Source organism: Phenylobacterium sp. (genome assembly GCF_046590535.1).
Taxonomy (GTDB): domain Bacteria; phylum Pseudomonadota; class Alphaproteobacteria; order Caulobacterales; family Caulobacteraceae; genus Phenylobacterium.
The window spans coordinates 1-8,796 of record NZ_JBKJTG010000180.1; the positions used below are offsets into that span (position 1 = coordinate 1).

7 protein-coding genes and 1 pseudogene are annotated in these 8,796 nt (G+C 68.9%); 5 read left to right on the plus strand and 3 right to left on the minus strand.

Translation table 11 applies throughout. The annotated features are described in order from the left end of the window. Window positions 1–184, minus strand: a pseudogene (locus ACLL81_RS10715) (acyltransferase); the annotation flags it as partial. Between the two features lie 82 nt (window positions 185–266). Between ACLL81_RS10715 and ACLL81_RS10720 the strand changes: the two are divergent. The 3 genes from ACLL81_RS10720 to ACLL81_RS10730 are packed head-to-tail and all read left to right on the plus strand — an operon-like array spanning window position 267 to window position 2,811. Continuing rightward, window positions 267–1,763 (plus strand): CoA-acylating methylmalonate-semialdehyde dehydrogenase, encoded by a 1,497-nt coding sequence (locus ACLL81_RS10720; protein ID WP_411288333.1) that lies wholly within the window; start codon window positions 267–269, stop codon window positions 1,761–1,763. A 52-nt stretch (window positions 1,764–1,815) separates the two neighbouring features. Further along, window positions 1,816–2,451, plus strand: a complete 636-nt coding sequence (locus ACLL81_RS10725) for a hypothetical protein (protein WP_411288334.1) — start codon at window positions 1,816–1,818, stop codon at window positions 2,449–2,451. A gap of 3 nt (window positions 2,452–2,454) precedes the next feature. After that, window positions 2,455–2,811: an endonuclease domain-containing protein gene (locus ACLL81_RS10730; RefSeq protein ID WP_411288335.1), complete on the plus strand. Its 357-nt coding sequence runs from the start codon at window positions 2,455–2,457 to the stop codon at window positions 2,809–2,811. Window positions 2,812–2,961: 150 nt separating this feature from the next. Here the strand turns inward: ACLL81_RS10730 and ACLL81_RS10735 are convergent, their stop codons facing one another. Together ACLL81_RS10735 and ACLL81_RS10740 are read right to left on the minus strand one after the other, a co-directional pair. Next, a complete protein-coding gene (locus ACLL81_RS10735) occupies window positions 2,962–5,004 on the minus strand; it encodes a M13 family metallopeptidase (RefSeq protein WP_411288336.1) in 2,043 nt (680 codons plus the stop codon). A 104-nt stretch (window positions 5,005–5,108) separates the two neighbouring features. Next, window positions 5,109–5,600 carry a copper chaperone PCu(A)C gene (locus ACLL81_RS10740; RefSeq protein WP_411288337.1) on the minus strand — a complete coding sequence of 164 codons (492 nt, stop codon included), beginning with the start codon at window positions 5,598–5,600 and terminating at the stop codon, window positions 5,109–5,111. Window positions 5,601–5,680: 80 nt separating this feature from the next. Here ACLL81_RS10740 and ACLL81_RS10745 point away from each other — a divergent pair, with 80 nt between their 5' ends. Both ACLL81_RS10745 and ACLL81_RS10750 read left to right on the plus strand, forming a co-directional pair. Continuing rightward, the gene (locus tag ACLL81_RS10745; RefSeq protein ID WP_411288338.1) at window positions 5,681–7,471 is read left to right on the plus strand and encodes a cation:proton antiporter; all 1,791 of its coding nucleotides are present in this window, start codon (window positions 5,681–5,683) and stop codon (window positions 7,469–7,471) included. 546 nt (window positions 7,472–8,017) lie between these two features. Continuing rightward, a partial coding sequence (locus tag ACLL81_RS10750; protein ID WP_411288339.1) for an outer membrane protein occupies window positions 8,018–8,796 on the plus strand: 779 nt, incomplete at its 3' end.

Below are 8,796 nucleotides of genomic sequence, written 5' to 3' on the forward strand. Positions count from 1 at the left end.
GCGGCGCGATGGCGTCAGCCATCCGCCGGGCCTTGGCGTAGTCCAGCAGCCCATAGAGCAGGGGACGCAGCAGCGGCCACACGGGCGAAGCGGCAAGCTTCGGCGCCCGCTCTGCGATCAGGTCATCGATCACATGGTCTCGGGCGCCCTGGCGGAGCGCGTGGGCGGGGGAAGCAACCGTCATGGCCTGAGGATGCGCTGGCGGCGGACCCGCGGGCAAGGGCGGCGCCTAGCCGGAGCGCCGGCAAACGCCTAAAAGCCCGCCCATGCGTGAGATCACCCACTTCATCGACGGCGCGGCCGTGGCCGGGATCTCCGGCCGGTTCGGCGACATCTTCAATCCCAACACCGGCGAAGTGCAGGCCCGGGTGGCCCTGGCCACCGCGTCGGAGCTGGACGCCGCGGTGGCCGCGGCGGTGCGCGCCCAGGTGGACTGGGCCGCCACCAACCCCCAGCGCCGCGCCCGGGTGATGTTCGAGTTCAAGCGCCTGATCGAGGCGAACATGGACGACCTGGCGCAGATGCTGTCGGCGGAGCACGGCAAGGTCATCGCCGACAGCAAGGGCGACATCCAGCGGGGCCTTGAGGTCATCGAGTTCGCCTGCGGCATCCCGCATGTGCTGAAGGGCGAATATACCGAGGGCGCGGGCCCGGGCATCGATGTCTATTCCATGCGCCAGCCCCTCGGCGTGGCCGCCGGGATCACCCCGTTCAACTTCCCCGCCATGATCCCCATGTGGATGTTCGGCATCGCCATCGCGGTGGGCAACAGCTTCATCCTCAAGCCCTCGGAGAAGGACCCCACCGTCCCCGTGCGGCTGGCCGAGCTGATGATGGAGGCCGGCGCCCCGGCGGGCGTGCTGAATGTGGTGCACGGGGACAAGGTGGCGGTGGACGCCATCCTCGACCACCCCGACATCCGCGCGGTGAGCTTCGTCGGCTCCAGCGACATCGCCCAGTACATCTACGCCCGCGGGACCGCGGCGGGTAAGCGGGTGCAGGCCATGGGCGGGGCCAAGAACCACGGGGTTGTGCTCCCCGACGCCGACCTCGACCAGGTGGTCAAGGACCTCTCCGGGGCGGCCTTCGGCTCAGCCGGGGAACGCTGCATGGCGCTGCCGGTGGTGGTGCCGGTGGGCAGGGCCACCGCCGATGAGCTGCGCGAGCGGATGGTCGCCGAGATCGCCACCCTGCAGGTGGGCATCTCCACCGACCCGGCGGCCCACTACGGCCCGGTGGTCTCCGCCGCCCACCGCCAGAAGATCAGCGACTACATCCAGATGGGCGTCAGCGAAGGCGCCGAGCTGGTGGTCGATGGCCGCGGCTTCTCCCTGCAGGGCTACGAGAAGGGCTTCTTCATCGGCCCGACCCTGTTCGATCACGTGACGCCCACCATGCAGACCTACCAGGAAGAGATCTTCGGACCCGTCCTGCAGATCGTCCGCGCCGCGACTTTCGAGGAAGCGCTCGCCCTGCCATCCGCCCACCAGTACGGGAACGGCGTGGCCATCTTCACCCGCGACGGCCGCGCGGCGCGCGAGTTCGCCGCCCGGGTCAACGTCGGCATGGTGGGCATCAATGTGCCGATCCCGGTGCCGGTGGCCTACCACTCCTTCGGCGGCTGGAAGCGCTCGGCCTTCGGCGACACCAACCAGCACGGCCTGGAGGGCGTGAAGTTCTACACCAAGGTCAAGACCATCACCGCCCGCTGGCCCGAAGGCGCCCACGAGGATAGCGCCTTCGTGATCCCTACCATGCAGTGAGGCTCGCGCCGGAGACCTGGGCGGCCTAGCATCCGTCCGACGAGGAGACCGCATGGGACGTTTCAAGCTGTGGGCGAGCGTGGCCTTGGTCGTGGTGGTGGCCGCGGCGGGCGCCTGGGCCTTCTGGAACTACGACCTGCGCTGGCGGCCGAAGACGGTTGTGCGCCATCAGGCCGAGATCACCCGCCTGTTGGAAGCATCAGGCTGGGCCGCGCCCGGGCTGCCGGGCAAGAAGCTCTACATGGTGTCGTTCCGCACCTGCCCGGACTGCGTCCGCTTCAGGCTGGAAGAATTCCCCAGGATGCACGCCAAGGGCGTCGACACCCGGGTGATCGAGATCGCCCGGCGCGACGTCAACGGGGTGTCCAAGTCCACACCCGCGGAGCGCGCCACGGTGGCGCAGCTCTGGCTGACCCGCGACTGGAAGCTGCTGGAGCGCTGGGAGGCCGTGCCCGCCGAGGCCTGGACCGCGCCCGGCATCGCGCCCGCCGACGGCGACATGGCCCGCACCGCGGTGGTGGAGGCCGGCCGCAGCACCGTTGATCGGCTGAAGCCGCTGCTCAAGGACAATGGCGTCAACTTCGCCTACCCGCTGCTGGTCTGGTGGAACGACAAGGGCGAGATGCGCAGCTGCGCCTGCGAAAAGCGCGAAACCTATCGCTTCGTGCGCCGGGAACTCGGGGTCTGAGCCATGATCCGGCTCGCGACCGTCAAACGCGCTCGAACCCTGCGCCGCAACGCCCCGTCCACTGAGCGCTTCCTGTGGAAGCTGCTACGCGACCGCCGACTGGGGGACCTGAAGTTCCGCCGCCAGGTCCCGATCGGCCCTTACGTGGCCGACTTTATGTGCCCGCGTCACCGGCTGATCATCGAGGCCGATGTCCCGTTCCATGACGTGGAACGGGACGCTGTACGCGATGCGGCGCTCGCAAAACTGGGTTTCCGGGTCCTGCGCTTCACCAACAGCGAGATCAACGCCGCCGACCACCGGGTGATGAACCGCATCCTGGCTGCGGTCGGTTGCCCCTCCGCTCTCGGCGACTACTGAAAGTGTTCCTTCTCCCCTTGCGGGAGAAGGTGGCCCGCGCGAGCGGGTCGGATGAGGGGTCTCTCAGATCTGTCCGATGGTGGCGACCTCGTCGGGCTGAAAGCCCGGCGCGACCCCCCAGGCTTCAGATTTTTGAAGGCTCCAGCCGGCCTACCAGATGCGCACCCGCTGCTCCGGCGGGACGTACATGGCGTCGCCGGGCTTGACCCCGAACGCCTGGTAGAAGGCGTCGATGTTGCGCACCGGCTGGTCCACCCGGGCTTGCGGCGGCGCGTGCGGGTCGGAGACCAGCAGCTGCTTCATCAGGTCGTCGCGGTACTTGCCCCGCCAGGCCTGCGCCCAGCCCAGAAACACCCGCTGGTCGCCGGTCAGGCCGTCGATTACCGGCGCCGGGCGCCCGTTCAGGGAGATGTTGTAGGCGTCCAGCGCCAGCAGCAGCCCGCCCAGATCGGCGATGTTCTCGCCCATGGTCAGGTCGCCCTTGATGTTGGCGCCGGGCAGCACCTCGACCGCGTCGTACTGCTTGCCGAGCCTGGTGGCCTGGACCTGGAACTTGGCGGTGTCCTCGGCGGTCCACCAGTCGGTGAGCCGGCCGTCGCCATCGGACTTGCGGCCCTGGTCGTCGAAACCATGGGTGATCTCGTGGCCGATCACCCCGCCGATGCCGCCGTAGTTCACCGCCGGGTCGCCGTCGGGATCGAAGAACGGCGGCTGCAGGATGGCGGCGGGAAAGACGATCTCGTTCTTGGTCGACGAGTAGTAGGCGTTGATGGTCGGCGGGGTCATGCCCCACTCGCCGCGGTCTACCGGCTGGTTCAGGCGCCGGGCGTCATAGTCCCAGGCGAAGGCGGCGGCTCGCTCCACATTGCCGTAGAGGTCGTCGTCCTTCAGCCGCAGGGATGAATAGTCGCGCCACTTGTCGGGATAGCCGATCTTGACGCTGAACTTGGCCAGCTTCTCCAGGGCCTTGGCCTTGGTCTGCGGACCCATCCATTCGAGGTTCTCGATGCGCCCCTTCATGGCGGTCTTCAGGTCGCCCACCAGGGCTTCCATCTTGATCTTGCTGTCCGCCGGGAAGTAGGCGTCCACATAGAGCTTGCCCAGCGCCTCGCCGACCTGGGCGTCCACCAGGCCGACGCCGCGCTTCCACCGGGGCTGCATCTGCGGCTGGCCGCCCAGGGTCTTCAGCCGGAACTCGAAGCGCGGCTCGACGAAGGACTTGGAGAGGTAGGGCGCGGCCTGGTCGGCCAGGTTGAACGCCATCCAGGCCTTCAGGGTGTCCACCGGCGCCGCAGCGTAAAGCGCGGCGATCTTCGGGAAGGCGGTGTTCTCGGCGACCACCACCCGCTTCACGCCGCCCAGATCCATGGCCTGCATGTAACGGGCCCAGTTGAAGCCCGGCGCATAGGCGCCTAGCCGGTCGACCTCGAAGGGGTTGTAGGTCTTGTCGTCGTCGCGACGCTCGGCCCGGGTCCAGGAGACCCTGGCGATCTCGGTCTCGAGCGCCACGATCGCCTTGGCGTTGGCCTCCGGGTTGGTCCAGCCCACGGCCCGCAGCATCGTGGCCACATAAGCTTCGTAGGCCTTCTTCTGCGGGGCGAAGCGGTCGACCAGATAGTAGTCGCGGTCGGGCAGGCCCAGCCCGCCCTGGCCCAGATAGACCGTGTATTTCAGAGGGTCCTTGGCGTCGTCGAAGATCTGGGCGGTGAAGAACGAGCCGCCGAACGCCTTCATGGTCCCGCCCATCAACCCCGCCACGTCGTCGCGGGTGGCGGCCTGGCGGATCGCCGCCAGGTCGGCGGCCAGGGGCTTGGCGCCCAGGGCCTCGACCCGGGCCTCGTCCATGAAGCTGCGGTAGAGCGCCCCCACCTGGGCGGTGGGGCCGGTGGCGGCGCGGTCGGCGGCGGCCTTGTCGGCCACGGCGCGCATGCGGTCGCGTGACAGCTCGTTCAGGGCGTCGAAGGCGCCGTAGGTGGACCGGTCTGCCGGGATCACCAGCCGGTCCATGTAGCCGCCGTTGGCGTGGCGGAAGAAGCTCTGCCCGGGGCTGGTGGCCATCTCCCGGCCAGAGAGATCGAAGCCCCAGGTTCCCATCCGTGGAGCCTTGGCCAGGTCGGGCGCCTGGGCTGCGGCGGGCTGGGCGGTGATCATCAGGGCGGCCGCCGCGGCGGCGCCGAACCAGAGGGTCTTCATAGTGTGGAGGGCTCCCGCTGAGGGTCTTGGCTTGCGGCGAACATGACTCCGCCGCAGGCTCTGAGGCCCGTTACATTTTGGTCAGGTTGGCGGCCCAGCGCCGATCAATGGCGGTGTGGGGCCGGTGGACCAATCCCGGTCCCGACGGCGAAGGTGACGTTGAGCTTTGCGCCGCTGGCGAAGGTCAGGGTAGCGGGCAGGCCGTCGCCCGCCTTCAGCGGCTTGCTCAGCCCCAGGAACATCAGGTGGTGGCCGCCGGGCGCGAAACGCACCGCGCCCCCGGCCGGAACCGCCACCCGCGCCAGCCTCCGCATCGACATCACCCCGCCCGCCATCACCGAGCGGTGCATCTCCACATTGCGGGCGAGCGGGCTCGCCACCGCGACCAGGGCGTCGGCGGTGCGACCACGGTTGGTCAGCTCCATGAAGCCCGCCCCCGAACCTCCGGCCGCCGCCGGGCGGCTCCAGGGGCGGATGACTTCGAGGCCGGCAGGCGGCGCGGCCTGGGCGGGTCCGGTGGTCAGGGCGACCAGCAGGACGGCGCGCGCCAGGCGGTGGGCGCCCGGGGCGCTGCGGGATTTCGCGGCGAAGCTCACAATCGCCGTCCTTACGCCCATCCGGAGATTCCTCAAGCGCGTCTGCTGGGCCATAGTCCGGCCGCAACCCGGGAGACCCGATGGAAGGCCACGTCGAAGCCGCCGCCTACAAGGACGTGATCCTGTTCCTTGCGACCGCGGGGATCGTGGTTCCCCTGTTCCGCCGCCTCAAGCTGAGCCCCATCCTGGGGTTCCTGATCGCCGGGGTCTTCCTGGGACCCTCGGGCCTGGGCCAGCTTGGCGACGATATCCCCTGGCTGGGCGCGGTGACTATCGACAATCCCGAGCAGGTGGCGCAGCTCGCCGAGTTCGGGGTCGTCTTCCTGCTGTTCACCATCGGGCTGGGGCTGTCCTGGGAGCGGCTACGGCGGCTCCGCCGCTATGTGTTCGGCCTGGGCGGGCTACAGGTGGCGGTCTGCCTGTCGGTGACCGCTGGCGTCGCCATCTGGGTGGGCCAGCCCCCGGCCGCGGCCCTGGCCATCGGGGCGGCGCTGGCGCTGTCCTCCACCGCCATCGTCATGCCGATCCTCACCGAGCAGAAGCGGCAGCACTCCCTGGCGGGGCGGACCACCTTCTCGGTGCTGCTGTTCCAGGACCTTGCGGTGGCGCCGATCCTGATCACCCTGACCCTGATGGGCCGCAGGTCCGGCGAGGACTTCTCGCCCAGCCTGCTCTTGTCCTTCGCCCCGGCGGTGCTGGGGGTGGTCGCCCTCCTGGTGTTCGGCCGCCTGCTGCTGCGGCCGATGCTGCGTTCGGTGGCCAAGGCCAAGAGTGAGGAGCTGTTCGTCGCCGCCTGCCTGCTGGTGGTGATCGGCGCCGGCCTGGTCAGCGCGATGACCGGCCTCTCGATGGCGTTGGGCGCCTTCATCGCCGGCCTGCTGCTGGCCGAGACCGAGTACCGGCATGAGGTCGAGGTGACCATCGAGCCGTTCAAGGGCCTCCTGCTCGGCCTGTTCTTCGTGTCCATCGGGATCGGCCTGAACGTGCCCTTGCTGCTGGAGCGGCCCCTGCAGATCGTCGGCGCCGCGGCAGGCCTGCTCCTGGTCAATGGCGCGGTGGTGTTCGTGCTGGCCAGGCTGTTCGGCCTGCGCACTCGCAGCGCGGCCGAGGCGGCTCTGTTGCTGGCAGGGGCCGGGGAATTCGCCTTCGTCATTCTGGGCCAGGCCATGGACCAGCGGCTGGTCGATCGCACTGTGGGCCAGGCGGTGCTGGTGGCTGCGACGCTCTCGATGATCTGCATTCCGTTCCTGGCGGCGCTGGGTGCGAAGGTCGGCGGCCGGCGCATCTCGCCGACCGAACTGCCCGCCGAGCCGGAGGCGGGCGCGCCCCGGGCCGAGGGCGAAGCCAGGGTGCTGGTGGTCGGTTACGGCCGGGTCGGCAAGCTGGTGGGTGAGATGCTCGCGCGCCACAAAATCGCCTGGGTCGCCGCCGAACAGGACCCGCGCTTGGTGGACGCCGGCCGCCGCCGGGGCGAACTGGTCTTCTTCGGCGACGCCTCTCGCGCCGAGTTCCTGATGCGCTGCGGTCTGGCCGACGCGCCCGCCCTGGTGGTGACCATGGACAATCCCGATGGGGCGGAGGCGATCGTCGCGGTGGCCCGCGAGCTGCGGCCGGACCTGACCATCGTGGCCCGCGCCCGCGACGCGCGCCACGCCCAGCGGCTCTATGACCTGGGCGCCACCGACGCGGTGCCGGAGACGGTGGAAGCCAGCCTGCAGCTCTCCGAGGCGGTCCTTGTGGAGATCGGCGTGCCCATGGGCCTGGTGATCGCCTCGATCCACGAGCGGCGCGACGCCTTCCGCGCGGCGCTGAACCGGCCCAACGCCATGGGTGGTCGCAGCCGCCGCTACCGCCGGGCGCGCGATGTCTGATCGGCGCCGGAACTAAGGCTGAATAAAATTCATCCGTGGGCGTAGGCCCACATGAGAACCAAGCTTGGCTTTAGACGTCCCCGGCTCAATGGGGCTGCGGCGTGTCAAAAGCGCCACGGGGGCGATGAGGAAGAAAATCCGGCAAGGCCGCTCAGTCGCGACAGCGCTCGTCAACGTCCTGGCGCGCCGCGTTTTCGAAGAGAAACCAAAGGCTTCCGCCGAAACTTCAGGGCGCCTGGCGCCCACCTCGGTGGGTTCTGCGGAGGAATGGCAGATCAGATTTCGACCGTCGAAGGCGCATCAGGCGCCTCGGCCGCGAGTTAACGAAAGAAGAACTCTCTCACCCCAAGTTGATAACCGCGGGGATAGTCGATAGCGTCGCTGCATAGGTTCGCAAGGCTGAGGAAATTGCGGTCTGAGTGTGGCTTCGGCGACACTGACGCAATCAGTCGGTCTTGATATACGAAGGCTGGGTCAAACGGCCACAGCGCTGAGGGCAACGAGAGGGCTCTGATTATGAAGTTCAAACTCCTGGCTGGGGCCGCTATGGCCGCGGTTTTCGCCGCTAGCGCAGCTTCCGCGCAAGTCGGCTGGTACGGCGCCGTCGATCTTGGCTACCACTGGCCGGAAAGCATGGAAGCCACGTCTTCCAACAACGCCCCCAACGGCGCGCCCTACTCCTGGGACTTCAACCAGGAAGAAGACTGGGCGGGCTTCGCCCGTCTTGGCTATCAGCTCAACGACAACTGGCGTGTTGAACTGGAAGTCGGCTATCGCGGCGGCGACATCGAGTCGATCCGCGGCGGCCCCAACAACGTCATCCTCGGCCTCTGCACGCCCGGCGTGACCCGCACGGCGGCTGCGCCGACCTGCGGCCCGCCGAACGGCGACACCAGCTCCTGGACCGTCATGGGGAACCTTCTCTATGACTTCATGCCCGGCTCGGTCATCAACCCGTTCGTGGGCGCCGGCCTTGGCGTGAACAACGTCAGCACCGACGTCACGGGCCAGTTCTCGCAGGTCCCGCTGCCGTTCAGCGCGACCAACCCCGCGTTCCAGAACCTGAGCATCGACGACGATGACACGGCGTTTGCCTGGCAGCTCATCGCCGGTCTCGCCTGGCAGGCCACGGAACGCCTCGACGTCGACCTGACCTACCGCTACCTCGGCGGTTCGGATGTCGACTTCGCTTCGCGCGGCACCAACGCCCTGCAACCCGGCGTGTTCAGCGGCGAGTACCGCGACCAGTCGGTGACGCTGGGCTTGCGTTACTCCTTCGCAGCCCCGCCGCCCCCGCCGCCGCCCCCGCGGCGCTCGCCGCCTCG

What these genes read in the sequence shown, in the direction of transcription:
- ACLL81_RS10720 (WP_411288333.1), top strand. Translation starts at nt 267, where the DNA reads ATGCGTGAGATCACCCACTTCATCGACGGCGCGGCCGTGGCCGGGATC.
- ACLL81_RS10725 (WP_411288334.1), top strand. Translation starts at nt 1,816, where the DNA reads ATGGGACGTTTCAAGCTGTGGGCGAGCGTGGCCTTGGTCGTGGTGGTG.
- ACLL81_RS10730 (WP_411288335.1), top strand. Translation starts at nt 2,455, where the DNA reads ATGATCCGGCTCGCGACCGTCAAACGCGCTCGAACCCTGCGCCGCAAC.
- ACLL81_RS10735 (WP_411288336.1), bottom strand. Translation starts at nt 5,004, where the DNA reads ATGAAGACCCTCTGGTTCGGCGCCGCCGCGGCGGCCGCCCTGATGATC.
- ACLL81_RS10745 (WP_411288338.1), top strand. Translation starts at nt 5,681, where the DNA reads ATGGAAGGCCACGTCGAAGCCGCCGCCTACAAGGACGTGATCCTGTTC.